The organism is Arthrobacter humicola (genome assembly GCF_039531445.1).
Taxonomy (GTDB): Bacteria; Actinomycetota; Actinomycetes; order Actinomycetales; family Micrococcaceae; genus Arthrobacter; species Arthrobacter humicola.
In genome coordinates this window covers 100,392-126,997 of the sequence record NZ_BAAAQB010000012.1, presented here as the reverse complement: position 1 = coordinate 126,997, position 26,606 = coordinate 100,392, and the positions used below count along the sequence as shown (strand labels likewise).

The 26,606-nt window shown below is 67.4% G+C and carries 24 protein-coding genes, 1 tRNA gene and 1 other RNA gene; 19 read left to right on the top strand and 7 right to left on the bottom strand.

Annotated elements, in window-relative coordinates:
• From ABD243_RS05025 to ABD243_RS04975, 11 genes are all read left to right on the top strand, one after another.
• The coding region (locus ABD243_RS05025) for a sugar phosphate isomerase/epimerase family protein (protein WP_344362743.1) at nucleotides 1–794 on the top strand (794 nt) is incomplete at its 5' end.
• A 10-nt stretch (nucleotides 795–804) separates the two neighbouring features.
• Complete coding sequence (locus tag ABD243_RS05020) at nucleotides 805–1,668, top strand: 3-keto-disaccharide hydrolase (RefSeq protein WP_344362740.1); 864 nt, start codon at nucleotides 805–807, stop codon at nucleotides 1,666–1,668.
• A 2-nt stretch (nucleotides 1,669–1,670) separates the two neighbouring features.
• Nucleotides 1,671–2,573 (top strand): TolB family protein, encoded by a 903-nt coding sequence (locus ABD243_RS05015; RefSeq protein WP_344362738.1) that lies wholly within the window; start codon nucleotides 1,671–1,673, stop codon nucleotides 2,571–2,573.
• Entirely contained in the window at nucleotides 2,566–3,600 is a 1,035-nt protein-coding gene (locus ABD243_RS05010; RefSeq protein WP_344362735.1) for a Gfo/Idh/MocA family protein, read from the top strand. The genes ABD243_RS05015 and ABD243_RS05010 overlap by 8 nt, the downstream gene beginning before the upstream one ends.
• On the top strand, nucleotides 3,593–4,075 hold the full coding sequence (locus tag ABD243_RS05005) for a heme-degrading domain-containing protein (RefSeq protein ID WP_344362733.1): 483 nt from the start codon (nucleotides 3,593–3,595) through the stop codon (nucleotides 4,073–4,075). The genes ABD243_RS05010 and ABD243_RS05005 overlap by 8 nt, the downstream gene beginning before the upstream one ends.
• A 309-nt stretch (nucleotides 4,076–4,384) precedes the next feature.
• A complete protein-coding gene (locus ABD243_RS05000; protein WP_116767136.1) occupies nucleotides 4,385–5,488 on the top strand; it encodes a baeRF11 domain-containing protein in 1,104 nt (367 codons plus the stop codon).
• 66 nt (nucleotides 5,489–5,554) lie between these two features.
• The gene (locus ABD243_RS04995) at nucleotides 5,555–6,091 is read left to right on the top strand and encodes a GNAT family N-acetyltransferase (RefSeq protein WP_344362730.1); all 537 of its coding nucleotides are present in this window, start codon (nucleotides 5,555–5,557) and stop codon (nucleotides 6,089–6,091) included.
• A 108-nt stretch (nucleotides 6,092–6,199) separates the two neighbouring features.
• Nucleotides 6,200–6,940, top strand: coding sequence for a DsbA family oxidoreductase (locus tag ABD243_RS04990; RefSeq protein WP_344362727.1), 741 nt, complete (start codon nucleotides 6,200–6,202; stop codon nucleotides 6,938–6,940).
• A gap of 148 nt (nucleotides 6,941–7,088) precedes the next feature.
• The gene (locus ABD243_RS04985; protein ID WP_344362724.1) at nucleotides 7,089–8,411 is read left to right on the top strand and encodes a nicotinate phosphoribosyltransferase; all 1,323 of its coding nucleotides are present in this window, start codon (nucleotides 7,089–7,091) and stop codon (nucleotides 8,409–8,411) included.
• Nucleotides 8,412–8,568: 157 nt separating this feature from the next.
• On the top strand, nucleotides 8,569–9,096 hold the full coding sequence (locus ABD243_RS04980) for a DUF427 domain-containing protein (RefSeq protein WP_344362721.1): 528 nt from the start codon (nucleotides 8,569–8,571) through the stop codon (nucleotides 9,094–9,096).
• A gap of 164 nt (nucleotides 9,097–9,260) precedes the next feature.
• Nucleotides 9,261–9,899 (top strand): TetR/AcrR family transcriptional regulator, encoded by a 639-nt coding sequence (locus tag ABD243_RS04975; RefSeq protein ID WP_116767140.1) that lies wholly within the window; start codon nucleotides 9,261–9,263, stop codon nucleotides 9,897–9,899.
• A gap of 10 nt (nucleotides 9,900–9,909) precedes the next feature.
• Here ABD243_RS04975 and ABD243_RS04970 read toward each other — a convergent pair whose 3' ends face one another.
• Together ABD243_RS04970 and ABD243_RS04965 are read right to left on the bottom strand one after the other, a co-directional pair.
• Nucleotides 9,910–10,587 carry a LytR C-terminal domain-containing protein gene (locus tag ABD243_RS04970; RefSeq protein WP_344362717.1) on the bottom strand — a complete coding sequence of 226 codons (678 nt, stop codon included), beginning with the start codon at nucleotides 10,585–10,587 and terminating at the stop codon, nucleotides 9,910–9,912.
• Nucleotides 10,580–10,879: a type II toxin-antitoxin system VapB family antitoxin gene (locus ABD243_RS04965; RefSeq protein WP_120954228.1), complete on the bottom strand. Its 300-nt coding sequence runs from the start codon at nucleotides 10,877–10,879 to the stop codon at nucleotides 10,580–10,582. Before ABD243_RS04965 ends, ABD243_RS04970 begins: the two co-directional genes overlap by 8 nt.
• A 172-nt stretch (nucleotides 10,880–11,051) precedes the next feature.
• Between ABD243_RS04965 and ABD243_RS04960 the strand changes: the two genes are divergently transcribed.
• Entirely contained in the window at nucleotides 11,052–11,945 is an 894-nt protein-coding gene (locus tag ABD243_RS04960; protein WP_116767142.1) for a hypothetical protein, read from the top strand.
• 302 nt (nucleotides 11,946–12,247) lie between these two features.
• Nucleotides 12,248–13,663, top strand: a complete 1,416-nt coding sequence (locus tag ABD243_RS04955) for a stealth family protein (RefSeq protein WP_091255647.1) — start codon at nucleotides 12,248–12,250, stop codon at nucleotides 13,661–13,663.
• A 69-nt stretch (nucleotides 13,664–13,732) separates the two neighbouring features.
• Here ABD243_RS04955 and ABD243_RS04950 read toward each other — a convergent pair whose 3' ends face one another.
• The 4 genes from ABD243_RS04950 to ABD243_RS04935 all read right to left on the bottom strand — a co-directional run bounded on the left by ABD243_RS04950 (nucleotide 13,733) and on the right by ABD243_RS04935 (nucleotide 18,199).
• The gene (locus ABD243_RS04950) at nucleotides 13,733–14,674 is read right to left on the bottom strand and encodes a phosphodiesterase (RefSeq protein WP_344362715.1); all 942 of its coding nucleotides are present in this window, start codon (nucleotides 14,672–14,674) and stop codon (nucleotides 13,733–13,735) included.
• A gap of 236 nt (nucleotides 14,675–14,910) precedes the next feature.
• Nucleotides 14,911–16,122 carry a formaldehyde dehydrogenase, glutathione-independent gene (fdhA, locus tag ABD243_RS04945; RefSeq protein WP_344362712.1) on the bottom strand — a complete coding sequence of 404 codons (1,212 nt, stop codon included), beginning with the start codon at nucleotides 16,120–16,122 and terminating at the stop codon, nucleotides 14,911–14,913.
• 226 nt (nucleotides 16,123–16,348) lie between these two features.
• Nucleotides 16,349–16,834: a glutathione peroxidase gene (locus tag ABD243_RS04940; protein WP_344362710.1), complete on the bottom strand. Its 486-nt coding sequence runs from the start codon at nucleotides 16,832–16,834 to the stop codon at nucleotides 16,349–16,351.
• Nucleotides 16,835–17,005: 171 nt separating this feature from the next.
• Complete coding sequence (locus ABD243_RS04935; RefSeq protein WP_344362708.1) at nucleotides 17,006–18,199, bottom strand: M23 family metallopeptidase; 1,194 nt, start codon at nucleotides 18,197–18,199, stop codon at nucleotides 17,006–17,008.
• 354 nt (nucleotides 18,200–18,553) lie between these two features.
• Between ABD243_RS04935 and ABD243_RS04930 the strand changes: the two genes are divergently transcribed.
• Nucleotides 18,554–19,465 carry an oxygenase MpaB family protein gene (locus tag ABD243_RS04930; protein ID WP_344362705.1) on the top strand — a complete coding sequence of 304 codons (912 nt, stop codon included), beginning with the start codon at nucleotides 18,554–18,556 and terminating at the stop codon, nucleotides 19,463–19,465.
• A gap of 207 nt (nucleotides 19,466–19,672) precedes the next feature.
• Here the strand turns inward: ABD243_RS04930 and ABD243_RS04925 are convergent.
• A tRNA-Ser gene (locus tag ABD243_RS04925) sits at nucleotides 19,673–19,757 on the bottom strand.
• 696 nt (nucleotides 19,758–20,453) lie between these two features.
• Here ABD243_RS04925 and ffs point away from each other — a divergent pair.
• The 5 genes from ffs to ABD243_RS04900 all read left to right on the top strand — a co-directional run bounded on the left by ffs (nucleotide 20,454) and on the right by ABD243_RS04900 (nucleotide 26,567).
• An RNA gene (ffs, locus tag ABD243_RS04920) (signal recognition particle sRNA small type) lies at nucleotides 20,454–20,550 on the top strand.
• The gene (locus ABD243_RS04915; protein WP_425547127.1) at nucleotides 20,549–23,671 is read left to right on the top strand and encodes a DNA polymerase III subunit gamma and tau; all 3,123 of its coding nucleotides are present in this window, start codon (nucleotides 20,549–20,551) and stop codon (nucleotides 23,669–23,671) included. Before ffs ends, ABD243_RS04915 begins: the two co-directional genes overlap by 2 nt.
• Before the next feature lie 51 nt (nucleotides 23,672–23,722).
• A complete protein-coding gene (gene recR / locus ABD243_RS04910; RefSeq protein ID WP_090579574.1) occupies nucleotides 23,723–24,322 on the top strand; it encodes a recombination mediator RecR in 600 nt (199 codons plus the stop codon).
• Nucleotides 24,323–24,329: 7 nt separating this feature from the next.
• Complete coding sequence (locus ABD243_RS04905; protein ID WP_344362696.1) at nucleotides 24,330–24,908, top strand: GNAT family N-acetyltransferase; 579 nt, start codon at nucleotides 24,330–24,332, stop codon at nucleotides 24,906–24,908.
• Between the two features lie 300 nt (nucleotides 24,909–25,208).
• Nucleotides 25,209–26,567 carry an aspartate kinase gene (locus tag ABD243_RS04900; RefSeq protein ID WP_091255635.1) on the top strand — a complete coding sequence of 453 codons (1,359 nt, stop codon included), beginning with the start codon at nucleotides 25,209–25,211 and terminating at the stop codon, nucleotides 26,565–26,567.
• The last annotated feature ends 39 nt before the right edge of the window (nucleotides 26,568–26,606 follow it).

Genomic DNA, 26,606 nt, shown 5'->3' with positions numbered 1-26,606 from the left:
CCATCTCCAACCACCTCAAGGGCCAGGCCGTGTGCGATGACCCGATCGACTTCCGGCACGAGGCCATCGTCGGGGCGCGCGTGTGGGGCGACGGCGAGCCTGAGGGCGTGCGCCAGCGCGCCGCGGAGGAAATGAAGCACACCGCCCGGCTCGCCAAGGCCCTCGGCGTGGACACCGTGGTCGGGTTCACCGGGTCCTCCATCTGGCAGTACGTCGCGATGTTCCCGCCCGTGCCGGAGAAGGTCATCGAGGCCGGATACCAGGACTTCGCTGACCGCTGGAACCCCATCCTGGACGTCTTCGACGACTGCGGGGTCCGGTTCGCCCACGAGGTTCACCCCTCCGAGATCGCCTACGACTACTGGACCACCGTCCGCACCCTCGAGGCGATCGGCCACCGCGAGGCCTTCGGCCTGAACTGGGACCCGTCCCATTTCATGTGGCAGGGCATCGACCCCGTCTCCTTCATCTGGGACTTCAAGGACCGGATCTACCACGTCGACTGCAAGGACACCAAGCTGCGCCCCACCGGCCGGAACACCGTCATGGGCTCGCACCTGCCCTGGGGCGACCCGCGCCGCGGCTGGGACTTCGTCTCCGCCGGCCGCGGGGACGTGCCTTGGGAATCGTCCTTCCGAGCCCTCACCGCGATCGGCTACGACGGCCCCATCTCCGTCGAGTGGGAGGACGCCGGCATGGACCGGCTCCACGGCGCCCCCGAAGCCCTCGCCGCCCTCAAGAAGTTCGACTTCCCGGCCTCGAACACCTCCTTCGACGCCGCCTTCAAACAGTAAGGGCACGTTCATGTCAGGCATTGAAACGCCCGACGGCGGCGACCGTTTTGTCCCGCTGTTCGACGGCACCACTTTGGCTGGCTGGCGATCGGTACCCCGCGTCTATGGCACCGAGTATCCGGGCGGTCCGGCCCTCTCGGAACGCTTTGCCGCCCTGGGTTTGACCCCGCCGGTGGAGCCCGAGAAGCACCCGGCCCGCTGGTTCGTGGAAGACGGCGTCCTGGTCGGCGAGCAGGACTCCCCCGGCAGCGGTTACGGCGGCTACCTGGTGAGCGAGCAGGCATTCGGCGACTTCGAACTCGTGCTGGAAATGCGCCCAGACTGGCCGGCCGACACCGGCGTCATGATCCGGCGCCGGCCGGATACTTGGGAAGGCTTCCAGGTCTTGGTGGACCACCGTCCCTCCGGCGGTATCGGCGGGTTCTTCGGCAACGGCCTGGCGAGCTTCTCCGCCGTACCCTTCGCCGTCAACGTGGCCATGGACGCTGACGGGCGACCCACGGGTTTGATTGCGGACAACCCGGCCACGTCGGTGGAGCCTGTCACGGAAGAAAAGCGTGGCCGCCTGAAGCACGCCGCCGACGTCGAGGACTTCCTCAACGTCTGGCGATGGAACGGCTGGAACGAACTCCGCATCCGCTGCGTCGGCGCCCTGCCGGTCATCACCACCTGGGTCAACGGTCTCAAGATCGCCGAACTGGACACCGCTACGCTGGACTCGCCGAACTACAACCCGGCAGATGTCCTGGGTGTTCTCGGAGAGCGCGGGCACATCGCCTTGGAAGTCCACGACAACGACTCCATGTTCGGCGAGGCCCGCTGGGGCAAGGGCGCGCAGTGCCGGTGGCGGAACATCCGGATCAAGGAACTCTGAGCATGCTGCGTACCCTTCAGACCGGCCAGCGCTGCGAGGTCTGGATAGCGTCCGTCACAGGCGAATCCGAACTTGTCTACAGCACCGACGAGCTCCTCCTCGAAGCGCCCAACTGGACTCTTGACGGCTCGGCCCTCGTCCTCAACGGGGACGGGAAGCTGTGGCGGTTTGAGTTGCCAGGCCGGACCATCAGCCAGGTCCCGCTGACCGGCATCCCCGACCTCAACAACGACCACGTCCTGGCACCCGACGGCACCGGCATCTTCCTCTCGGCGAACGACGGCCACATCTACCGGGCAGCTTTGAGTGGAGGTCCGGCGGAGCGGATCACCGACGCCGACGGCTCCTTCCACTTCCTGCACGGCGTCAGCCCGGATGGATCCCAGCTGGCATACGTCGGCATCGAGGCCGGAGACTTCACGCAGCCGGGCCGCCTCAGGACCATACCGTCCGACGGCGGCGCTACCGCCGGCGTCGATGTCGGCCCCGGCCATTGCGACGGACCGGAATACTCGCCCGACGGAAAGTGGCTCTACCTGAACACGGAGTCCTTCAGCGCTCTCCACGGCCACGCCCAGCTTGCCCGAGTCCAGGTTGACGGAAGCGATTTCGAGCGCCTCCTAGAGAGCGAAACCGTCGACTGGTTCCCGCATCTATCCCCCGACGGCGGCTGGGCCAGCTACATCCGTTTCCCCCGCGGCACGGAGGGCCACCCCGCGGACCTGCCGGTCGCCGTCGTGCTTGTCTCCACCAGCGACTGGACCGCACCGCTTCACACCTGGCCCCTCTTCGGCGGCCAAGGAACCCTCAACGTTAATAGTTGGTCACCGGATTCCAGGCGCTTTGCGTTTGTGGCTTACCCGCTGGCCACCACCGACTCACCGAAGGACCAAGCACGTGACTAATCAGCCCACCGGCACCTCTGACGGCCGCATCCGCTGGGGAATCCTCGGCACCGGATTCATCGCGGGGCTGCAAACCCAGGACCTGATCGAGAACGGCTTCACCGTCCAGGCCGTCGGCTCCCGGACCCTGGATTCGAGCCAGGCGTTCGCTGAAGAGTACGGTGTGGCAACCGCGCATGGCAGCTATGAGGACTTGGTGGCCGACCCGCTGGTTGACGTGGTCTACATCGCCACGCCGCACCCGTTCCACCACGCCAATGCCTTGTTGGCCTTGAATGCTGGCAAGCATGTGCTGGTGGAGAAGTCGTTCACCATGAACGCCCGCGAAGCCCAGGACGTTGTCGACCTCGCGGAATCCAAAGGGCTCGTGGCGCTGGAAGCCATGTGGTCGCGATTCCTCCCGCACATGATCCGCATCCGCGCAATCATCGAGGAAGGCACCATCGGCGAGGTCCGGAAGGTGGTCGCCAGCCACAACCAGAGCCTGCCCAAGGACCCTGCCCACCGGCTGAACGATCCTGCACTGGGCGGCGGAGCGCTGCTGGACCTCGGCATCTACCCGGTCTCCTTTGCGTTCGACATCCTGGGCACTCCGGAGACCATTCGCGCCAGTGCGTCCATGACCGCTACCGGGGTAGACCGGCAGACTGCAGCCATCTTTGAATATGTTGGCGGTCAGCAGGCCATTGTGGACTGCGAACTGGACGCCGCCAGCGCCAACCGGGCTATGGTCATCGGGACCGAAGGGTGGATCGATATCGAATCCACTTGGTACAACCCCACGCCCTTCACAGTTCATGCCTTGGATGGCAGCGTTGTTGAACGCTATGAGCAGCCTGTCAACAGCCGCGGAATGCAGTACCAGGCCGCCGAACTGGAACGACTGGTCAGGGAAGGCGTAACCTCCGGCACCATCCTTCCGCCCCGCGAATCAGTGGCCGTCATGGCAGCAATGGACGAAATCCGACGCCAGATCGGTCTCAGCTACGACGCCGACTCCACACCGGACGAGACTCTCCATGACTGACACCGACTCACCGCGGATCGCCGAACTGCGCCGGCACGAGGAAGAACTCGTCTTCCCGGGCTTTGATCACCACGATGCCTGGCGCCTCGGCTCGCTCATCGCCAACCGCGCGATCGCCGGGGGCCATTCCGTTGCCATCGATATACGCCGGCACAACCTGGTCCTCTTCCGCTGTGTCCTGCCCGGAGCCACCGCCGACCAGGAGGAATGGATCCGCCGCAAGGCGGCCACGACGCTCCGCTTTGAACGCAGCACGGCCCTGCTCGCCGAGGAGTTCGCGGTCAAAGATTTCGATCCAATGCAAGGAGGGTGGCTCGCCGCGGAGGACTACACGTTGGCCGGGGGCTCGTTCCCCATCCGGGTCAAGGGCGTCGGTGTCATTGCGGCAGTCACGGCGTCCGGGCTTTCGTCCGACGACGACCACCAGCTGGTGGTCGAGGCCATCAGGCGTCATCTCCAGTCGGCCGCCGGCTAAGAAATGCTGTCCATGTGTTGGCCTGAGATATGTACCCCAGCCACCACCCGCACGCACTCCCGGAGTGCCACGTGACCGAGACAATCCGCATCCCTGCGGTCCGCTAAGGGTGCTGGCCGAACTGGCTACCGGCGCCGAACACCTCCGTACTGCAAGTTCCGCCGACTGTTGACACGGGACTCCGCGGGGTCCGATGCTGGGCTGATCCGGTATTGCTGACCCTCGGTGCGGCTTTGCGCATCGAGTAGGTGCAGGAAAATCCCCCTCCTCGTGCGACCCAGCGGAGAGATAGCAAAAAGGAGCACCCCCATGCACATCGATATGCCGACCCGGTACGACGTGGAACGTCTGGCCGCCGCGCGCGATCCACACAGCGTCACCGTGTATCTTTCGACGAGCAGCGTCCCGGCCCATTCGGAGGACAATCAGTCCAGAGCCCGGTCCTTGTTCAGTTCCGCCGTCGAACAGCTCCGCCAAGGCGGAAACAACGACGCAGTGGCCGCGATAGAAACCTTCCTCGACGAGCTGCTGGGATCCCCGGAGTTCTGGTTTGACATGGGGCGGAGCGTGGCCATCTTCGTGACTCCAACATCAATTCTTGAGTTCCGTTTGCCCAACGATCTCGAGGACCACGTGAGCGTGTCCGACCGCTTCGCCATCACCCCGCTGCTTCGCGCACTCACCTTCCCGAACGCGGCGCTCGTGCTCGCAATCTCACAGAACGGGGCGCGGCTCATTGAGGTCACGGCGGACCGGCCGGCAGAGGAGGTCACGGTACCGGGCATGCCCCGGGATGCAGCAAGTGCCGTCGGGCTCGAATCGATAGGCGGCCGCTCCGCATCCGGCCGGCTGCAGGGCGACGAGGGACGAAAGGTACGGCTGACCCAATATGCCCGTTCCGTCGACCATGCGCTTCGTCCACTCTTAAACGGGAATTCCCTCCCGCTGGTGATCGCTGCGACGGAACCACTCACCAGCATCTACCGCAACCTCACAGGCTACGCACACCTTGCGTCCGAAGTCATCGAGGGAAACCCCGATGAACTGACACCGGCCCAACTGGCGGAAGCGGCGCGTGGTGTGCTCGACCGGATCTACGCGGCCGATCTTGTTGCTCTGCAAACGACGTTCGAGGAGCGTCGTTCCAACGGCCGTGGCACGACCGACCTCAGCGACCTGGCTCGGGCCGCCGCCTTCGGCGCCATTGCGACGCTCGCCGTGGACATGGATGCACAAGTCAACGGTGCCGTCGGAGACGACGGCGCGCTCACCCTCGACGGGGACACTGGGCAGGACGTGGTTGAGGAAATCGCGCGCCGGGCCCTCGGCGCGGGCGCCCGGGTCCTGGCCGTGCGCCGCTCCGATCTGCCGGAAAACGTGGAGGCGGTCGGAATCCTTCGCTACACCATCTGATAGGTAGCTCTGCCCGGCAACCACGCCATTGATGCCCGGGCTCCGCGGCGGACTAGGGTTTTAGCTATGACGCACCAGATCCGGACAGCAACCGCGGACGACGCCGGGAGGCTGGCAGCGCTTGCTGCCGTCACCTTCCCGCTCGCGTGCCCGCCGGAATCCCGGCCGGAGGACATCGCGGCCCATCTGGCCAACACCCTGAGCGAGGCCAATTTCCGGGCCTATCTGGACGATCCGGCGGTCACGGTGCTGGTGATCGACGCCGACGGCGAGCTCCGCGGCTACAGCCTGCTGGTGGCCCGCCCCACCCGGGACCCGGAGGTGGCCGCAGTCCTGGCCGAGCTGCCGTGCACCGAACTCAGCAAGTGCTACGTCCACCCGGACCACCACGGACTGGGCTCCGCCGCCGAACTGATGCGCGCCAGCATCGCCGCGGCCGTGGCGGCAGGTGCCCGCGGACTGTGGCTCGGCGTGAACAGCCAGAACGCCCGGGCCATCCGGTTCTACGAGAAGTCCGGCTTCCGCAAGGTCGGCACCAAGTCCTTCCAGCTGGGCGACACCGTGGAGCACGACTTCGTCATGGAACGCCGGGTCTCGCCGTGAGCGCGGGGAATGCCGGGACGGCCGGCGCCCTATTCACGCGGGCCTGCCCGTGACGAAGCCGACAGGGCGCCGGGGAATGAGCGGGCCCCGGCGGAGGTTGTTGCCGGCATGAAGATTGAAATCTGGTCCGACGTCGCCTGCCCCTGGTGCTACATCGGCAAACGCCGATTCGAAACCGCCCTCGCGGCCTTCCCGCACCGCGATGCCGTGGAGGTGCAGTGGCGCAGCTACCAGCTGGACCCCACGCTCCCGGAGCACTACGACGGCACCGAACTGGACTACCTGAGCACCCGCAAGGGCATGGCCCCGGCGCAGGTGTCCCAGATGTTCGAGCACGTCGCCGCCCAGGCCAAGGGCGAGGGACTGAACTACCGCTTCGACGCCGTCGTGGTGGCCAACAGCTTCACGGCCCACCGGCTGCTCCACCTCGCCGCCGCCCACGGCAAGCAGGACGCCGCAAAGGAACGCCTGCTCAGCGACCACTTCGAACACGGCAAAGACATCGGCAGCCAGGAGTACCTGACCGGTCTGGGACTGGACCTCGGACTCGATGCCGGCGACCTCGCGGAGCTGTTCAGCACGGACGCCTACGCCGACGACGTCCGGAACGACATCGCGGAGGCCCGGGCCCTGGGCATCAGCGGCGTCCCGTTCTTCGTGATCGACCGGAAGTTCGGGCTCTCCGGCGCCCAGCCGGCAGACACGTTCAGCGCCGCCCTTGAGCAGGCCTGGCAGGACAGCCACCCGCTGGTCATGGTGGGCGCCGCCGGCACGGAGGCTGCGGATGCCGCCGAAGGGGATGCTTCTGCGGCGTCCGGGGCCTGCGGCCCCGACGGCTGCAGCGTCTGAGCCGCACCGCCTGAGTCCGACGCCGTCGAATTCGCCGGAAACGTCCGAGTTCGCGGGAAACACCCGGGTTCGCCGGAAGTTTCCGGCGACCCCGCAGGATTCCGGCGAATTCGGGGCCGTCACTGCGATCCCCGGCCTAGAGTGAATCATGGACACTTCGGCCGGACCGGACGGATCCCGGACCTCCCTGTTTACCGATCACTACGAGCTGACCATGTTCCAGGCGGCGCTCCACTCCGGGGCGGCACACCGCCGGTCCGTCTTCCAGGCCTTTGCCCGCGGGCTCCCGGCCGGGCGCCGGTACGGGATCGTGGCCGGCACCGGCCGGCTCCTTGAAGGCATCGCGGACTTCCGCTTCGACCAGGACGACCTCGATTTCCTGGCCGGCACCGGGGTGGTCAATGAGGACACGCTGGAGCACCTGTCCGCCTTCCGGTTCTCCGGCGACATCTGGGGCTACCCGGAAGGCGAGGCCTACTTCCCGCACTCCCCCGTCCTGATCGTGGAATCGACCTTCGCTGAGGCCTGCGTCCTGGAGACCTACGTCCTGTCGGTGCTGAACCACGACAGCGCCATCGCCTCGGCCGCGTCGCGGATGACCAGTGCCGCAGGCGGCAGGCCCTGCATTGAGATGGGGTCCCGCCGCACGCACGAGGAAGCGGCCGCCGCGGCGGCCCGAGCGGCCGTGATCGCGGGCTTTTCCGGCACGTCCAACCTGGCCGCCGGCCGGCGCTACGGCCTCCGGACCGTCGGCACCGCGGCCCACTCCTTCACGCTGGTCCACGACTCCGAGCGCGACGCCTTCGCGGCGCAGCTTGCCTCGCTGGGGACAGGCACCACGCTGCTCGTGGACACGTACGACGTCGAAGCGGCCGTCCGCACCGCCGTCGACCTCGCCGGAGACAAGCTCGGGGCCATCCGGCTGGACTCTGGAGACCTCGTGGCCCAGGCACACTGGGTCCGCGAACTTCTGGACAGCCTCGGCAATGTGCACACCAGGATCGTGGTGACCTCGGACCTGGACGAGTTCTCCGTCGCCGCGCTCCGGGCAGCGCCGGCCGATTCCTACGGGATCGGCACATCGCTGGTGACCGGTTCCGGGGCGCCCACGGCCGGCATGGTCTACAAGCTGGTGAGCCGGGCCGGTGACTCCGGCGGGCTCGTTGCCGTTGCGAAGACCTCCAAGGACAAAATCAACGTGGGCGGCCGCAAGTTCGCCGTACGCCGCCTGGATGACCGCGGCACCGCCACCCATGAGGTCCTCGGCGTGGGCCATCCGCCGACGGACGACAAGAACGGCCGACCGCTCCTGCAGCAGTTCATGAAGGACGGCGAACTCCTGCCCGGCTGGACCGGGCCGGACGCGGTGGGGCGGGCGCGGGAGCGGCACACGGCCTCCATGGCGGAGCTGCCCCGGGTCGTGGACCGGCTGCAGCCCGGCGAACCGGCCATCCCGACCATCTATGAGTGAAGCGTTCGACCGTACCGCCCGGCGCTGATCGTTCGCGAGCCAGGTGGCGTTTTCGCGCTCAACGGAGGCCACCGGGGCGGTGCGTGCGAAGGTTTACCCGTCCGGCTTTTCGTCCTCCACCGCGTACGCCCACCACATTAGATGGCACCATGGGGACATGACTTCTGCTCGAGGATTTTCCGGCTTCTTTCGGCGTCCCCAGCCCATCAAACTCAACGCCGGTCAAGAATCGGTGTGGGACTACCCGCGGCCGCCAAGGGTCGAGCCGCGATCGGAACGGGTCATCGTGCGGCTTGGCGGGCAGGTGATTGCCGACACCACCGATGCAGTGCGCGTCCTGGAGACGAGTCATCCCCCCGTCTACTACTTGCCATTGGACGCATTCCCTGCCGGTGTTCTCGTCCCTGTCCAGGGCACCAGCTTCTGCGAGTTCAAGGGAGAAGCGCACTACTTCGACGTCGTTGCCGGCGGAGTCGTCGTTCCCCGTGCCGGGTGGACCTACCCGGAACCCACCCGGGGGTTCGAGGCGCTCAGTACCCGAGTGGCCCTCTACCCGGAGCACATGGATTCCTGCGAGGTCGACGGCGAGCAGGTGACCTTCCAGGAGGGTGACTTCTACGGCGGTTGGATCACCAGACAGATCGTTGGCCCGTTCAAGGGTGGCCCGGGCACGGCCGGGTGGTGAGCACGTCGTTCTCGCCCGCCGGCAAGACTCGACCCTGACTTCGCGTCTGGCTGCTCCGTAGATGGTGCGCGGGCCGACATGACTTCCGCGGAACTGAGCGTGCCCGGCCGTGTCGCAGCCTCCCACCCGCCCGATTTGGTGACAGATCGCGCTAAAGTGTCCGTATGCCTAGGATTTCGGCCGCGAGCAACGCCGCCCAACGTGCCGAGACCCAGCGCCGCATCCTGACCGCATTCGGGGAACTCCTGTTCACCCACGGGCTGCCCGGCCTGACCATGACCGATGTCGCGCGCCACGCCCGGATCGGCCGGACGGCCGTCTATAACTACTATGCGGACATCGAAGAGCTCCTCATCGCGTACGCCCTGGACGAGACCGAGCGGTTCCTGGTCGACCTGCGCGAGTCGCTGGATTCGCTGGAGAACCCGGTAGAGCGGCTGGCTGTTTACGTCCGGGCCCAGGTGGAGGACCTGAGCCGGCGCCACCTGCCGCCGGGGCCGGCCATGGCGGCAGTGCTCTCGCCATCGTCGTTCGCTAAACTCGCCGACCACGTGGGCGAGCTCAGCGTGCTCCTGCAAGGCATCCTGCGCGACGGCATGGCCCAGGGCTACCTGCCCGAGTCGGACATCGCCCAGCTGGCCCAGCTCATCCACGGCACGCTCTCCTCGAGCGCGGCCCGGGGCGACGGCGCCGGCCAGGACGCCGAGGCCGAGGCCCGGCTCGCCCGGACGGTGCGGTTCATCCAGCTCGGCGCGGGGGCCAGGTTCGACGACGCCGGACGGCCGGTCCGCCGCGGCAGCTAAGCGGCGGCGCCTACCCGGCCGTCGGCGTCGCCGACGGCGCAATCGGCCAGGTGCTCTCATCCACGATGCGCCGGTTCTCGCGGGGGCAGCTAAGCTGGCCCGGCGTCTGGTCCACGAGTTCCGGCTTGGCCAGTTCCTTGAAGTCGCCGGTCAGGATGACATCCACGCTGGGATCCGTGCGGTTGTCCTGGAAATAGTCCGAGCCCGGCAGGTTGCGCTGGACGCTGAAGGCGGCCGACTGTCCGGCGGCGCCGGAGACGATCAGCGCCACGCCGCGGTAGCTCGACGTCGTGTTCCCCACGGCGCCCACGATAAACTTCCGGGCGGCAAACTGGTCGGCGACGCTCCGCGCCAGTCCGGGCCGGCTCGTGGAGTTGTAGATGTTGAGGTTGATCTTCTCCGGCGGCGTGTAGTCGAAGGTGGCCGCCGGGCACACCGACACTGGCGCCTTGCTCCGTTCCGCCGTGGCAATCTTGATCTGGCCGTTCATGATGGCGAGCGCCACCACGATCGCCGCCACGATCACGCCGACCAGCATCACCAGCACGACGCCGTGCAGGATCCTGCGGCGCAGCCGGACGGGGTTGTCCTCGGCACCGTCCTCCTCCACGAACGTGGCCCGCAGCTCGGAGCCACTCACGACGCGGTGCCCGTGCAGGACCGTCGAGTCAGCCCGCTTCCTAGCCATTTATCACGAGGACCCGCGCGTGGATAGCGGTGCGCTGGTGCAAGGCGGTGCGGACTGCCCGGTGCAGGCCGTCTTCAAGGTAAAGCACGCCGCGGTACTCCACGACGTGCGGAAAGAGGTCACCGAAGAAAGTGGAGTCCTCGGCCAGCAGAGCTTCGAGGTCCAGCGTGCGCTTGGTAGTCACGAGCTCATCAAGCCGGACCGGGCGCGGCGGCAGGGCCGCCCAGTCCTTGGGCGTGTTGTAACCATGGTCGGGGTACGGGCGTCCCTCGCCCACAGCTTTGAATATCACCATGCCAGCCTAAGGAACTTGTACGCGCAAAGGAATGAAAGTCCCGGACCGGCGTGAGGTTGTGGCCAAACGGTAACCATTTGTCACAGGCCGCATTGACACATCCGGCGCACGGCCGTCGATCTTCTCCACACTTCACGCAAAGGTTCCCGACGGCTGACAGAATAGCGGTATGACTTCACCCGAGACTTCCCCTGTGCTGGCGCTGCTGCTCGACGTCGACGGACCGGTCGCAAGCCCCGTCACCCGCGATGTGCAGCCCGGCATCATTGCGGACCTGCTGGCCCTTGCCGCCGCCGGCGTGCCGGTCATCTTCAACACCGGCCGTTCGGACACGTTCATCCGCGAGCAGGTCATGGAACCGATGATCGCCGCCGGCATGCCCGCCGGCACCGTCATCCACGCCATTTGCGAAAAGGGCGCCGTCTGGTTCAGCTACACCGCCGAAGGCCCCGGCACTGTCCACGTCGACCGCGAGCTCGCCATCCCGCAGGCCTTCGGCGACGACGTCCGCCGCCTGGTCGCCGAGGACTACTCCGCCCACATGTTCTACGACGAAACCAAGCGCGCCATGGTTTCCGTGGAGCAGCATATCGCCGTCGCCAACCCGGACTACCGGGCCGAGCAGGAACTCTTCGACGCCGACGCCATGAACCTCATGGCCCGGCACGGGCTCGGCGTGGTGCGGCTGGACCACCACGTCCCCGATTCGGACGACCAGATCGACTTCCGCGTCGACCCGACCATCATCTCCACCGATATCGAGTCGGTGCGGCTGGGCAAGGATCTGGGCGCGAGCCGGGCGGTGGAGTTCCTGGCCGCCCAGGGCATCACACCGCAGGCCTGGCGCACGGTGGGCGACTCCCGCACAGACTACGCCATGGCCGACTGGCTGCACCACAATGACCACGCCGTGAAGCATGTGGACGTCCGGCCGGCGGACGGCATCCCGGTCAAACCCTACGAGGTCCTCACCGCTGCCGACCTCGGGCTCGGCGAGGACGTGATCCACGACGACGCCGGTGCCGCCTTCCTGCGCCACTGGCTTGCCGTCGTCACCGGCTGAGGTCCGCTGCCGCCGCTTTCTGTGCGGCCACACACGCGCCCGGTGCGAGCGGGATTCCGCGGCAATTTTGAGGGCCGCGTTATCATGCAAGTAGATATCAACGCACTCAAAGAAACGGGAGATCCGACATCACCGACGCAGCGATCCAAGACGAGATTTACTATGGCAGCCAGGCATCCGAGGACGCCCACGCCGAGGTCACGTCGGCGGCCGCAGTCGCCAGATTCCGGACCCGCTCCGACGTCGTCCGCCACCGCGGCCGCTATGCGCTGATCAACGAGAACCGCACGCCGTATCAGGCCATGGTCGAAGACCTCATGTTCCTGCGGTCAGTCCTGGCCGGCGCAGGCCTCGGCTACCTGCTGGTCCGCGGCAACAACCACCGCCCGGTGATCGCCGTCGACTGGAAAGACCGCAAGGTGCTGCGCGACGCCCTCGTCGAAGCGTGCCGCGACGAGCCCTTCTACTCCATGAGCGTGGACGCAAAGAAGAAGTCCTCCGTGCTGGTGGCCGACGGCGAGCTCTCGCCGAACCGCCAGGCCCGGATCTTCCGGCTGTACCGCCCCCGGGTGGAACCGGAGGGCGGCTTCGAGTTCGGCGCTTCCGCCGGCGTCCAGCTGGAGCTCTGGAGCTTCGAGGGCGACCAGCTGATCCTCCCGATCGAGAACTCCCTGACGCGCCGCACCCTGCTCGCCCAGGACGCCGTGCGCGGCACAGTGGAACGCTACGGCCACACATGGCCCACTATCGAGAACATGTTCGCGGACCACGCCAGCGACATCAGCTTCGACATCGACCTCGTGTTCTCCTGGGTGGACGGAAGTTCCCCCGAGTACATCGCGGCCCGTCGGGCCCGGATGGCCGGCGTCGTCGTGGGCGAGGGCGATGACCACGAGGCCCGCTTCCGCCAGATCGACGAGCTCAAGTACGCCCTGCGCTCGGTCTACATGTTTGCGCCGTGGATCCGCAGGATCTTCATCGCCACAGACTCCCCCGCACCGGCATGGCTGGCGGACCACCCGAGCGTCACGATTGTCCGCAGCGAAGAGTTTTTCGCCGACCCCTCGGTCCTCCCGACGCACAATTCGCAGGCCGTGGAGTGCCAGCTGCACCACATCGAGGGGCTCTCCGAGCACTTCCTGTATTCCAACGACGACATGTTCTTTGGCCGGGCCGTGGGACCGGACATGTTCTTCACCCCGGGCGGGATTACGAAGTTCATTGAGGCCGAGACGCGGATCGGGCTGGGCGACAACGACGCCGAACGCAGCGGCTTTGAGAACGCCGCCCGGGTGAACCGCAAACTCCTCTGGGACCGCTTCGGCCGCATCACCACCCGGCACCTCGAGCACACGGCGGCCCCCTTGCGGCGCAGCGTGGTGGAGCAAATGGAACAGGAGTTCCCGGCCGAGTTCGCCAAGACCGCCGCGAGCACGTTCCGGGCGGCGGACAACATCTCCGTGACCAACTCGTTCTACCACTACTACGCGCTGCTCACGGGCCGCGCCGTGACCCAGACGGCTGCCAAGGTGAAGTATGTGGACACCACAGCCCGGGCCGGACTGAACTACCTGCCCAAGCTCCTGGCCAAGCGGAACATGGACTTCTTCTGCCTCAACGACGGCAGCTTCCCGGAAGTCCCCGCGGAAGAACGCGCCGAACTGGTCACGGATTTCCTGGAGAAGTACTACCCCATCAAGGCGCCCTGGGAAAAGTAGCCAAGGGAGCAGCGGGCCGGGACGAAGCCGCCGGGCAAGAGTTGCGGGCTGCGCCCGCAGGTCGGTGAATCAGTTCAGGGTGGTGTACCTGCGGTGCGCCGGCGTCCGGGACGGCGCTTCGAGCTGGGCCTGCTCCGGAATCGTGATGCCCGCAGCAGCGAGCCGGCGCTGGACTTCCGCCGGAGGGACGAGTTCCCCGACAGCCGGGGTGTCGCCGAGCAGCACCACGGAGTGCACGATCGTGTGCTCGTAGACGTGGACCAAGTTGAACGCCTGCCCGCCGTCGCGCCCGCGTGTGCCGCCCACAGCAACGTTCAGGTCCTGTGTGTAGCACGTCGCTGATGCCACGGACACGGGGATGCCGGCGAACGTTGCGGTGGTCGAGTAGTGCAGGTGACCGCCAAGGATGGCCCGGACATCGGAGTTGCGCAGGACTCCGGCAAGCGCCGACTGTCCCCGGAGTTCCACCAGCACAGCAAGGTCCAGCACGGACGGTACCGGCGGGTGGTGCAGGGCGAGGATGGTCCCGTCCGGGGCCGGGGTGGCGAGTTCGGCGGCGAGCCAGTCCAACTGGTCCTGGCTCAGCTCGCCATGGTGGAAGCCGGGCACGGAGGTATCCAGGGTGATGATGCGCAGCCCGTTGACGAAGTAGCTGTGATCCACCGGGGCGTCGTTGTCCGCCTGGTCCAGGAGCCCGGCCCGGAAATTGGCCCGGTCGTCGTGATTGCCCATCGCCCAGATGACCTTCGCTCCCATGGCCCTGCACGCAGGCTCCACGATGGCGCGGAGCTTGGCGTAGGCTTCCGGTTCGCCGAGGTCGGCGAGGTCGCCGGTGAAGATCACGGCTTCGGGGCGTGCACCTGAGGCGTGGACCTCGTCGAAGAGTTGCTGGAGCAGGGCTTCGCTGTCAACGACGCCGTACAGGGGTTGCGGACCCCCCAGCAGGTGGGGGTCGCTCAGATGAAGTAGGAAATGACGTGGCCGGGGGTGCTCGGCCTCGATGCGCTCCATTGCTACCTTCTTGGTTGGGTGGAAGCGGTGCCTCCAGTGTCCCTCTCAGTAAGGACTATCCAACCAGACATTGGGCAAACAATGTAAAAACTCGGTCACGCATATTCAAAAATCGCAGGTTAACAGATGGCTGCCCCTCACATGCTCCAGACGGCATATGACGGCGGCGGCGGCCCGGCGGCACACCGAAGCCCCAGCTCAGCGGGCAACGGCAGTGCCGCCGGGTTCCGGGCCTGCTAGCTCAGATACCCGTTGGGGTTGAGCACGAACTTCGTCGCCGCGCCGGCGTCGAATTCGGCGTAACCTTTCGGAGCATCCTCCAGGGCAATCGCCTTCGCGTTGACGTTCTTGGCGATGTGCACCTTGTCATGCAGGATGGCCATCATCAGCTGCCGGTTGTACTTCATGACCGGACACTGTCCCGTGGTGAAGCTGAGCGACTTTGCCCAGCCCGTTCCAAGGCTGAGCGAGAGAGAGCCCTTCTTCGCGGCCTCGTCCACGCCGCCCGGATCACCGGTGACGTAGAGCCCCGGAATACCCAGGGCGCCGCCGGCGGCCGTCACTTCCATCAGCGAGTTCAGGACGGTAGCGGGGGCTTCATGCGCTCCGGCCCCGTGACCCTTGGCCTCAAATCCCACCGCGTCCACGCCACAATCGACTTCCGGTACGCCCAGAAGCTGCTCGATTTGCTCGGCCGGGCCGCCCTTGCTCAGGTCGATGGTCTCGCAGCCGAAGCTGCGTGCCTGCGCCAGGCGGTCCGCGTTCATGTCACCCACAATCACGACGGCGGCACCCAGGAGCTGGGCACTGGTCGCCGCGGCGAGTCCCACAGGCCCTGCGCCGGCCACGTAAACTGTGGACCCGACGCCTACGCCTGCGGTGACCGCGCCATGGAATCCGGTCGGGAAGATGTCCGAGAGCATGGTCAGGTCCATCATCTTTTCGAGGGCCTGATCCTTGTCAGGGAACTTCAACAGGTTCCAGTCGGCATACGGCACAAGAACGTAGTTGGCCTGGCCACCTACCCAGCCGCCCATGTCCACGTAGCCGTAGGCGCTGCCCGGACGGTCCGGGTTAACGTTCAGGCAGATGCCCGTCTTGCGCTCTTTGCAGTTCCGGCAGCGCCCGCAGGCGATGTTGAAGGGGACGGAACAGATGTCCCCCACTTTGATGAACTCAACATCGGGCCCCACTTCGACCACCTCGCCGGTGATCTCGTGGCCCAGCACCAGGTCGGTGGGAGCTGTGGTGCGCCCCCGGACCATGTGCTGGTCTGAGCCGCAAATATTCGTGGCAACGGTTTTGAGGATTACGCCATGGCGCACCGAACGGCCCACGTTGGCGGGGTTGACCCCCGGACCGTCCTTGAGTTCAAAGGTGGGGTAGTCAATGTCGATCAGTTCGACCTTGCCCGGCCCCTTGTAGGCAACGGCTTTGTTCCCTGTCATCTATTTCCTCCTGCTTTCACGAGCCCCGGTCTGGGCGCCCTGGTGTGATTCACGAAGTTCTTTGATGCGCCCTCCATAGGGGCACCGTGACCGCACTGCCGACGGGCTGCTGCCAGGGATGACTGTGCCGCGGGGATGCCCGGAATGTTGGAGGGTCTGGCCAGTCTAGGCGCTAAGCATGCTTAGGGATAGGGGTCGATTTCCTCTGGAAGCCGGGCCGTCCGATTCAGCCGAGGGCCGACTGGACAGCTTCGATGATTTCCGGTGCGTCCGGCTCCACGGTGGGTGCGAAGCGGGCGATGATGTCGCCGTCGCGGTTCACCAGGAACTTCTCAAAGTTCCACTTCACCAGGCCCGGCAGGAGCCCGTTCTTGAACTTGGTGAGCTCGGCATAGAGCGGGTGCTGGTTCTTGCCCCGGACGTTGGCCTTGGCGGTCAGCGGGAAGGTCACGCCGAAGTTGCGCTGGCAGAATTCGGCGATCTCGGCGTCGGCCCCGGGTTCCTGCCCCGCGAACTGGTTGCACGGGACGCCGAGGACCTGAAACCCCTGGTCGCGGAACTTGTTGTGCAGCGCCTCGAGCCCCGCGTATTGGGGCGTGAAGCCGCACTGGGATGCCACGTTCACCACCAGCACCACCTCTCCCTTGAAGCGGCCGAAGTCGGTCTCGGTGCCGTCGATGAGGGTCAGGGGAATGGAGTGCAGAGCGGTCATGGGTGCGTCCTCGCGGTGTCGGTGGTCCGAAGCAGGGCCCGGAACCGGTCCCTCCAGCGATTCGTCGCCGAAGGGTGCAGGTATGGGTCTGCATCCCGGGCAGAGTCCGGGGCCGAAGCGGGCGGCCTGCCCCCGACCCCGGAGACGTGTTCCGGGAAGTCCCGCTGGCGTCTAGCGGGTCGGCGTCGCGGTGGTCGTCGCGGTGGACTTTGTGGTGGTTTTCGTTGTGGTTTTTGTGGTGGCGGTTGTCGTGGCGGACTGCGTGGTGGTGGCCGGCGCAGGGTCCCCCGTGGGCGCGGTGACCGGCGCCGGCGCCAGGGGTTTGGCTGGCGGGGCCGACGTCTTGGCGGCACTCTCGGTCGCGCTGGGAGAGGCCGGTGCGGTTGTCGGGGCCACAGACGACGGGGCCGGTGCAGACGGCGTCGCGGAGGCGGTTTTCGTCGGTGTCGGGGTAGGCGTGGCAGTCGGCGTCGGGGAGGCGGTTTTCGTCGGCGTCGGGGTGGCAGTCGGCGTCGGGGCGGCAGCCGGCGTCGGGGAGGTGGTCTTCGTCGGCGTCGGGGGACTCGTGGACGGCTTGGCCGCCACAGCGGCAGGCTGTTCTTGAAGACCGCCGGCCACCACGTGGGTCAGGTCCTCCCGGACGGGAATCGCCCATCCAAGCCCTGCGTTGGCTGGATTGCCGGCGTCGGGCGCGTAACTGGTCAGTTCGATCGGGCCGAGCTGGTCCACCTGCTTGATGGGGATGAACTTCCAGCCCATCGGGTCGGTGTGAGCGCCGTTGAGGATGGTTTCGAAATGAAGGTGGCAGCCGGTTGAGGAGCCGGTAGTGCCGACCAGGGCAATGACCTCCCCAACCCGCACGGAGTCGCCCTTCTTGACGGCAATCCCCTGGAGGTGGTTGTACGTGGTGATGAGACCGTTGCCATGGTCAATTTCCACCCGGTTCCCGCCGCCCCACGGGTGCCACCCGACAGCCCTCACCACACCGGCGTCGGCCGAGTAGACCCTGGTGCCGCAGGCGGCGGCGAAGTCCTGGCCCCAGTGGAATTCGCCGGCAACCCCCGTCAGGGGGCTGGTGCGAAGTCCGAACGGGGAGGACGGCACCAGGGTTTCCAGGGGGGCCATGAGGAACCCGGCCGCGGGCCGGCTCAGGCCCGCCGAGGCGACATTGAGCTCGCCGCCAACCCCTTCCTTGGTCACCGTTTCCACCGTGCTCCTGCTGAAGGCCACGAGCGCCTGGGGGTCCGCGGTCACAGCACCTGGAGTCGCCGATGACGCGGTCGCGGCCCGCTGGGTAACCGGGTCCAGCGTTTCAGGTCCGACGGCGCCGGCGGCCTGCACGTCGGCGGGCGCAACGTAGGACACGCTGGCGCCCAGTCCCTGAAAGCCCCCGAATGTCAGAACGGCCAGGGACAGGCAGAGGCCTCCGGAAACGCAGCGCACGGCAATAGTGCGTGCCCTGGTTGATTGCTCGCTCGATGAGTTTCCCCAGTGTTTTCCCACGATGTGACTCCCGCTATATGCCCGCCAGACCCCAATCTTCACGGACTTACCCCACTATGTGACCACAGACCGCCGGGTCTGTGAACCGTCGGCGGGCCCCTTTTGCGGCCGCACCCGGGGGACCTGGCCTGTCCCGAGTAGCGGGCCGACGGCGGCCCAGTAGTCCGCCGCGGACTTGCAGGTGCCGAGGACCCCGCAGCCGGGTAAGAATGGAGGATGCGCAATGTCCTCAGGGAATGGCAGGCGGAACTCAAACAAACGTTCACGGGGACGCGCGACACCGTGCCTGAATGGGTGCCCCGGCTTGCCGAGGGAGACGACGCCGGCTACCACTTGCCAGGCTCCGCGGTATGGACCGTGCACGGGGACATGCCAACCATCGTCGCGGGAATCCGGGCCCTGCTGATGCAGGCCCTCCATCCCGGGGCGCTGGCCGGGGTCCACGATCACTCCCGCTTCCGCGAAGACCCCCTGGGCCGGCTGGCGGGCACCATCCGCTGGATTTTCACCGTTTCCTACGGCTCCACTGGCGCGGCCCGAGCGGCCTCTGACTGGGTGCTCCGGCTCCACCAGACGGTCCGGGGGGAATTCGTGGACGGCCACGGCGTCAGGCGCTCGTACGCGGCCAACGATCCCGAGCTGCTCCGCTGGGTCCACATTGCCTTCACCGACGCCTTCCTCTCGGCCCACAAGCTGTGGGGACGGCCGATTCCGGGCGGACCTGACGCGTATGTCCGTGAGTGGGCCCAGGCCGGCAGGCTCATGGGCGTGGAGGCCCCGCCTCTGAGCGAGGCGGAAATGCGGCAGCAACTGGACCGCTGGTACGACGACGGCGAGCTCCGCAGTGATGAAAGGGTCGCCGAGACGGTGGCTTTCATCCGTGATCCGCCTCTCCACCCGGTGCTCAGGCCTGGCTACCGGGTCCTGTTCGCGGCCGCCGTGGCCAGTCTCGAACCCAAATACCGCGAGATGCTGGGTCTCCGGACCGCGCGGCTGGGCCCGATCCCGCTGCCTGTGAGACTGGCTACGCGGGTCACCCTCGGCGTGGTGCACCTTGCCCTGGGCCGGATGGGCCCGAGCGAACAGGCCGCCCGGACCCGTCTGCGCCGGCTGGGCTACCCGGCCTGAGACGGAGTGAGATGTGGTGGCGCGGGCGCGGGCGCGGGCGCGGGCGCAGGCGCACAATCCCGCCGGCGAAGCTACTGGCCCCCGACCTCAGGGCCCGCAAGAGCTGGGCAGCACGCAACTGACACGCCGGGAATTACACACGTTTTGTCCTATAACCCAAGCCTGTGGACGCAAAAAGGCCCCGGTCCAATGGACCGGGGCCAACCGCGGAGAATGGGGGATTTGAACCCCCGAGGGCGTTAACCCAACACGCGTTCCAGGCGTGCGCCATAGGCCGCTAGGCGAATTCTCCAGTTGCTTCTGAATCAAAAGCAGATACTAGAATACCTGAACTTTCCGGCATCGCCCAATTGAGCCCTCCCCGCCCGGCCCGAGGCGCCTCCGAGGGGGACATGCCCCACGGTCCACGCCCTCACCGCCGGACATGCCCCGCGGTCCCGCCAAGGGCTGGACATAATGCCAAACAGCCCAGCCCTCCCCGCGAAGAATGAGCATGTCCCGCACTACATGCCTCACCCAAAGGGCATGCTCCGCACTGGGCGCGATGGCTGGATGTATTCCTCCCCGCGCCGACCCGGGCACGCAGCCCCCGTCCCTGGGTTGCACTGTCCTGCTCACGCCCGCCCACCCGCCGGCCTTCCCGCAAAGATGCGCAAAGAACGGACATGCCCCGCGGTCCCGCCAAGGGCTGGACATAATCCTCCCCGCACCGACCCGGGCACGCAGCCCTCCCGTCCCTGGGTTGCACTGTCCTGCTCACCCCCACCCACCTCCGGGCCGCGTGCAAAGACGCGCAAAGAACGGACATGCCCCACGGTCCACGACCCGAGCGAAGGACATGTCCCCCCGTTCCTGCCAACGCTTGGGCATAATGCCAAACAGCCCAGTCCTCCCCGCGAAAAATGAGCATGTCCCGCCGGAGATAGCGGGGGAAACGGGGTGAAAACAGGCCAATTCGGGGCACACTCAATCGTCAGGTAAACTTGCTGACGGCCCCTCATGTGGCGTCATCCTGTTGAACTCCCCCAGGACCGGAAGGTAGCAAGGGTAAATGGGCTCTGGCGGGTGCATGAGGGGTCTTTTATGTCTGTGCCGATTGGTAGGGTTAAATCTGTGACTGTTACTACCGCGCTTTACCGTCGATACCGCCCCGATTCGTTCGCGGACGTCATCGGGCAGGAACACGTCACCGAGCCGCTGATGACGGCCCTGCGCAAGAACCGCGTCAACCACGCCTACCTCTTTTCCGGCCCTCGCGGCTGCGGCAAAACCACCTCGGCCCGCATCCTCGCCCGCTGTCTGAACTGCGCCGAGGGCCCCACGGACACCCCCTGCGGCAAGTGCCCCAGCTGTGTCGAGCTCGCCCGCGGCGGTTCCGGCTCCCTGGATGTCATCGAGATCGATGCCGCCAGCCACGGCGGCGTCGACGACGCCCGCGACCTCCGCGAGCGGGCCACGTACGCCCCGGTCCGGGACCGCTACAAGATCTTCATCATCGACGAAGCCCACATGGTCACCTCGGCCGGCTTCAACGCCCTGCTCAAGATCGTCGAAGAGCCGCCGGAACACATCAAGTTCATCTTCGCCACCACGGAGCCGGACAAGGTGATCGGCACCATCCGTTCCCGCACGCACCACTACCCCTTCCGGCTGGTACCCCCGGAGCCCCTCATGGCGTACCTGGAGCTGCTCTGCACCCAGGAGAACGTCCCCGTGGCGCCCGGGGTGCTCTCGCTCGTTATCCGCGCGGGCGGCGGTTCCGTCCGTGACTCCCTGTCCGTGCTGGACCAGCTCATGGCCGGCGCCGGACCAAACGGCCTTGACTACGAGCTCGCGGTCGCCCTCCTGGGCTACACGCACGCCTCGCTGCTGGACGACGTCGTCGAGGCCGTGGCAGCGTCCGACTCCGCCACGGTGTTCCGCGCGGTGGACCGGGTCATCCAGACCGGCCACGATCCGCGCCGCTTCGTCGAAGACCTGCTTGAGCGCTTCCGCGACCTCATCATCGTCCAGGCGATGCCAGAAAGCGCCCAGTCCATCCTCCGCGGCATACCGGCGGACCAGATCGCCCGGATGCAGAACCAGGCGCATAATCTCGGGGCGGCGGAGCTCTCCCGCGCCGCGGACGTCACCAACACGGCGCTGACGGACATGACCGGGGCCACCTCGCCGCGCCTGCATCTGGAGCTGCTGTGCGCCCGCATCCTGCTTCCCAGTTCCGAACAGACCGAACGCGGCATCGCGGCCCGGATCGACCGCGTCGAGCGCCGTTTGAACTACGCCGGGAACGACGTCGGGGCTCCCCTCGCCAGTGCCCCGGCCGTTGCGCCGGCCCCGCCCGCGCACGCTGAACGTCCCTCTGTCCCCCGGCAGTCCGTTCCCCAGGTGCCCGTTGCCCAGTCTCCCGGGGCGCCTGCTGACGCGGCCGCCACCGCTGCTTCCGTCCCGCCACCAGTTGACCAAGCGCCCGTTGACCAGCCACATGCCGCGCAGGCGACGGCCGCCGGCCCCGACGCCGTGCCGGCCCGGCGGGACGAACCTGTCCGGGAACCGCTGACGGCGCCACGGGTCAGCACCAACGACTGGCCCGTGGACGAGTCCGCGGCCGCCAGCCGGCTCGCGTCCGCCCCAACGTCGCCGCCTGCGGCCCGGTCACATGCCGCGCCGTCGCCTGCAGCCCCGCCCGTCGAGCCCGCCCCGGCGCCTCCTGCTGCCCCAGCGGCTGCTGCTCCGGAAGCGGCAGCAGCAGCACCGTCCGCCCCTGTCCGGTCCGAGGCCGCCGCAGCACCTGCCGCGGTTGCCCGCCCGGTGTCCGGCCCGGGCGCCGACGTCGAGGTCCTGCGCCGTGCCTGGCCCGACATCCTGCAAACCCTCACCAAGATCAAGCGCAGCACCTGGGCGCTGGTGGAGCCCAATGCCCAGGTCGGCCATTTCGAGGACCACGTCCTGACTCTCGCGTTCACCACTCCGGGCCTGGCAGGCGCCTTCGGCCGCGCCGACCACGCCGAGAACCTCCGGCAGGCGATCCACAAGACGATCGGTATCGACTGCCAGATCAGGGCCGTCGCCGGCGGCAGCAACAGCCCAGCGAGCTCTGAGCCAAACCCAAAAGCGCCCGCTAGCCCGGAGACCCCGGCGACGTCGGCCGACGTCGCCTGGGGGCTGAGCCCGGCCCCCCAGTCCCCTGCGTCAGAGTCACCGTCACCGTCCGAGGCATCCGCCGAAGCCGTCCCAGTGGCGGCGCCGGTACGTGTTCCGGCGGCCTCCACGCCGGCTGCGGAACCTGCTCCGGCCCCGGGCCCGGCTGGCGGCCGCCCCGCTCCGGCACCGGACGCGCGGACGCCGGTGCCGGCAGTCGGGACTGAGGCTCGCGCCGCCGACGAGGCCGTCGGACCGGACGGCCCTTCGGAGCCTTCCGGATCCTACGCCTACCCTGACGACGACTGGGGACCGCCCCGGGATGAAGACGCCCCGCCGCTGGACGAAGAACCCCCCATGGACTGGGACCCTTCCCCCGCCGCGGCGCCGCGCCGCGCCACCCAGTCCCCAGCCCCAACTCCTGTCCGGAAATCTCCGGCGCCGGCGCCGTCCCGTGCCGCCGGCACGGCGGTCGGAGCCATGCCAGGAGGCCCGGACACCTCGGCCGACCCGTGGGCCCGCGCCGTCGAGCAGTCGCCCGGCATATGGACGATCGGCACGGAGTCCAACGTCGGCCGGCACGCGACGCCGGATGCCGAGCCCTCAGCACCGGAGCCCGCACCGGCGCCGGTGTACTACGAGCCAGCGGCGGCACAGATCCCGGAATATGCGGGCGTCGTGTCCGGACCGTCCGGACTGACGTCGGAACAATTTTCTGCAGTTGCGCCGGGCCCGGCATCGGCCGGCCCGCAGGCTGCTGCGCCATCCGCGGCCCCCTCAGCCCCGGCCGCTGCGGTGACGGCGGTTCCCGACGCTGCCAATACGACGGGCCGGCAGAGCCTGTACCAGCGGCTGTCGAACAGCCCGGAGGCGGAAGCCGGCCGGGCGAAAGCCCCCGCCCGCGCGGCCGCCGCAACCACCGTCTACGTGCAAGACATTCCGAGCGCCGACGATGAAACGATCGAGGAATCGGGCGTCTTCGGCCGGGCCGCCGTCGAGCGAATTCTGGGCGGGAAACTGGTGGAGGAACGTTCCCTGGACGGAAGCCCGCTGCCGCCACGCTTCTAGCAGATCACCTGCCGGCTGGCGCCGGCCCCATTCCAAACGAACGAGGACATTGTGTACGAAGGTGCAGTTCAAGAGCTGATCGATGAGCTCGGACGCCTTCCCGGAGTCGGGCCCAAGTCTGCCCAGCGGCTGGCCTTTCACATCCTCGAGGCGGATCCGCAGGACATGAAGCGGCTCGTCGACGCCATCACCACGGTGAAGGAGCGGGTCAAGTTCTGCACGGTCTGCGGGAACGTGACGGAGCAGGAACTGTGCAATATCTGCCGTGACCCGCGCCGGGACCCCTCGGTGATCTGCGTCGTCGAAGAATCCAAGGATGTCCTGGCGGTGGAGCGGACGCGGTCGTTCCGCGGCAGGTACCACGTGCTGGGCGGGGCGATTAATCCGATCGCCGGGATCGGCCCGGAACAGCTCCGGATCCGTGAGCTGCTCACCCGGCTCAACGACGGCGCCATCCAGGAAATCATCATCGCCACCGACCCCAACCTAGAGGGCGAGGCCACAGCGACATACCTGGCCCGGATGCTCAAGTCGATCGGGATCGCCGTCACCCGGCTCGCGTCAGGCCTGCCTGTGGGCGGGGACCTCGAATACGCCGACGAAGTCACGCTCGGCAGGGCCTTCGAGGGACGCCGGAACGCGCTGAGCTGACGGATCCGTGACGGTTTCCGGCAGCGACACCCCCGCCCCGCTCCTCACGGGGCGGCTGCTTCTGCGCCCGCTGACAGCGGACGACGCCGGCGCCCTCCTCCGGTTCCGCGGCGACCCTGCGGCGACGCGGTACCTCTCCCACGGGCCGCTCACGCCCGAGCAGAACAGTGCCCGGCTCCAGCAGGCGCTGTCCGCTGCGGAATCCTCGGCCGCCGAGTGGTTCTACTTCGGCTGGGCCTTCGAGCTCCGCGCCACCGGTGACGTCGTTGGCGACGGCCGGACCTGGACCATCGCCAAGCCCCCGGCACCCGGCCGGATTCCTTCCTGGTCCGCGAGCCTGGGCTATGTCCTGCACCCGGAACATCACGGGCTCGGCCTCGGCCGTGAGGCGGCGGCCGCCCTAGTCCAGTGGCTCTTCGACGTTCGCGGCAGCGAAACACTTTTCGCGGGGGTCTACGAGCCCAATCTGCCTTCGCGCAGGCTGCTGGAAGGCCTGGGCTTCCGGAAGGACCGCTTCTTCCCGGTTGCCGAGGACACGGCGGGCAAGCAGCTGCCGTCCTGGCGCTACCGGCTGGACCGAGGCTAGCTCCTTCCGGCCATCGGACATGTCCCGCGCCCGGGGCCGGGAATGGACACATTGCCCTTATGCCCTCCCCTGGCCGCGAAGAATGAGCATGTCCCCCGGCACGGGAGAGCATGCCCCTTCCTGGTCCGCAGCGCCGGGCATCTCCGGCGGAATCGCGCCTGCGGAAAGGCCCGGTTGTCTACTATTCGGTCACAATTCAACGGCGCAGGGCGCGCGGCGATAAACTGGGAGGAGAAGTTACGCCGTCGCGCCGTTTGGTTGCCTGGCCCAGAACCCCGATGATCCAGTGAGGGTGCGCGAATGAGTTTGCCCACTACCGAAGTCCAGCCCGGATCGCAGCCGCAGACGCTGCCCGTCTCGGCCGCCACCACCAAGCACCTTGTCGTGAAGAAGTTTGGCGGTTCGTCGGTGGCGGACGCGGAGGGCATCAAGCGCGTCGCCCGCCGGGTCGTGGACGCCCACAACGCCGGCGACGAGGTCGTCGTCGTGGTCTCCGCCATGGGAGACACCACCGATGAACTCCTTGACCTCGCCGGACAGGTGACCGATTCCGCCCCGGCCCGCGAAATGGACATGCTCCTTTCCGCCGGGGAACGCATCTCCATGGCGCTGCTGGCCATGGCCATCAACAAGTTCGGCGCTTCGGCCCAGTCCTTCACCGGCTCGCAGGCCGGCATGATCACCGACGGCATCCACGGCAAGGCCCGGATCATCGACGTCGACCCGCACCGCATCCGTACCGCCCTGGACAAGGGACACATTGCGATCGTTGCCGGCTTCCAGGGCATGAGCCGCACCACCAACGAGATCACCACGCTCGGCCGCGGCGGTTCCGACACGACGGCGGTGGCCCTCGCCGCGGCGCTCGACGCCGACGTCTGCGAGATCTTCACCGACGTCGACGGCGTCTACACGGCCGACCCGCGGGTCGTCCCGTCGGCCCGCAAGATCGACCGCATCTCCAGCGAGGAAATGCTGGAGCTGGCCGCCTCGGGCGCCAAGATCCTGCACCTGCGTTGCGTCGAATATGCCCGCCGCTTCGGGGTACCCTTGCACGTCCGTTCCTCATTCAGCCAGAACGAAGGCACCTGGGTCCTGCCCGGCGCCGACGACAAGATCACGACCCAAGAGGGAGTTGCCTTGGAGCAGCCAATCATCTCCGGTGTTGCACACGATCGTTCCGAAGCCAAAGTCACGGTTGTCGGTGTACCTGACATCCCCGGCAAGGCCGCCGCGATCTTCCAGGTCATCGCTGACGCCCACTCCAACATCGACATGATCGTCCAGAACGTCTCCACCCACGGCACGGGCCGGACCGACATCTCCTTCACCCTCCCGATCGTCGAGGGCGCCGAAGCCCTTGCCGCGCTGCACGCCGCACAGGACCGGATCGGCTTCGAGAGCATCGAATACAACGAGAAGATCGGCAAGCTTTCGCTGATCGGCGCCGGCATGCGCTCCCACCCTGGGGTCTCCGCGCGCTTCTTCGCGGCCCTCTCCGAGGCCGGAATCAACATCAACATGATCTCCACCTCGGAGATCCGTATCTCGGTGGTCACCCACGCGGACCTGCTCGATGACGCCGTCCGCGCCATCCACAGGGCGTTCGACCTCGACAGCGAGGACGAAGCCACGGTCTACGGCGGCACCGGCCGCTAACCGGCAACGGGCAACCAAGGGACACCACAAGCCGGCTGC

Bases quoted from the DNA above. Each gene is read 5' to 3' on its own strand.
- ABD243_RS05020 (WP_344362740.1), top strand. From the start codon at position 805: ATGTCAGGCATTGAAACGCCCGACGGCGGCGACCGTTTTGTCCCGCTG.
- ABD243_RS05015 (WP_344362738.1), top strand. From the start codon at position 1,671: ATGCTGCGTACCCTTCAGACCGGCCAGCGCTGCGAGGTCTGGATAGCG.
- ABD243_RS05005 (WP_344362733.1), top strand. From the start codon at position 3,593: ATGACTGACACCGACTCACCGCGGATCGCCGAACTGCGCCGGCACGAG.
- ABD243_RS05000 (WP_116767136.1), top strand. From the start codon at position 4,385: ATGCACATCGATATGCCGACCCGGTACGACGTGGAACGTCTGGCCGCC.
- ABD243_RS04995 (WP_344362730.1), top strand. From the start codon at position 5,555: ATGACGCACCAGATCCGGACAGCAACCGCGGACGACGCCGGGAGGCTG.
- ABD243_RS04990 (WP_344362727.1), top strand. From the start codon at position 6,200: ATGAAGATTGAAATCTGGTCCGACGTCGCCTGCCCCTGGTGCTACATC.
- ABD243_RS04985 (WP_344362724.1), top strand. From the start codon at position 7,089: ATGGACACTTCGGCCGGACCGGACGGATCCCGGACCTCCCTGTTTACC.
- ABD243_RS04980 (WP_344362721.1), top strand. From the start codon at position 8,569: ATGACTTCTGCTCGAGGATTTTCCGGCTTCTTTCGGCGTCCCCAGCCC.
- ABD243_RS04975 (WP_116767140.1), top strand. From the start codon at position 9,261: ATGCCTAGGATTTCGGCCGCGAGCAACGCCGCCCAACGTGCCGAGACC.
- ABD243_RS04970 (WP_344362717.1), bottom strand. From the start codon at position 10,587: ATGGCTAGGAAGCGGGCTGACTCGACGGTCCTGCACGGGCACCGCGTC.
- ABD243_RS04960 (WP_116767142.1), top strand. From the start codon at position 11,052: ATGACTTCACCCGAGACTTCCCCTGTGCTGGCGCTGCTGCTCGACGTC.
- ABD243_RS04955 (WP_091255647.1), top strand. From the start codon at position 12,248: ATGGTCGAAGACCTCATGTTCCTGCGGTCAGTCCTGGCCGGCGCAGGC.
- ABD243_RS04950 (WP_344362715.1), bottom strand. From the start codon at position 14,674: ATGGAGCGCATCGAGGCCGAGCACCCCCGGCCACGTCATTTCCTACTT.
- fdhA (WP_344362712.1), bottom strand. From the start codon at position 16,122: ATGACAGGGAACAAAGCCGTTGCCTACAAGGGGCCGGGCAAGGTCGAA.
- ABD243_RS04940 (WP_344362710.1), bottom strand. From the start codon at position 16,834: ATGACCGCTCTGCACTCCATTCCCCTGACCCTCATCGACGGCACCGAG.
- ABD243_RS04930 (WP_344362705.1), top strand. From the start codon at position 18,554: ATGCGCAATGTCCTCAGGGAATGGCAGGCGGAACTCAAACAAACGTTC.
- ABD243_RS04915 (WP_425547127.1), top strand. From the start codon at position 20,549: ATGTCTGTGCCGATTGGTAGGGTTAAATCTGTGACTGTTACTACCGCG.
- ABD243_RS04900 (WP_091255635.1), top strand. From the start codon at position 25,209: ATGAGTTTGCCCACTACCGAAGTCCAGCCCGGATCGCAGCCGCAGACG.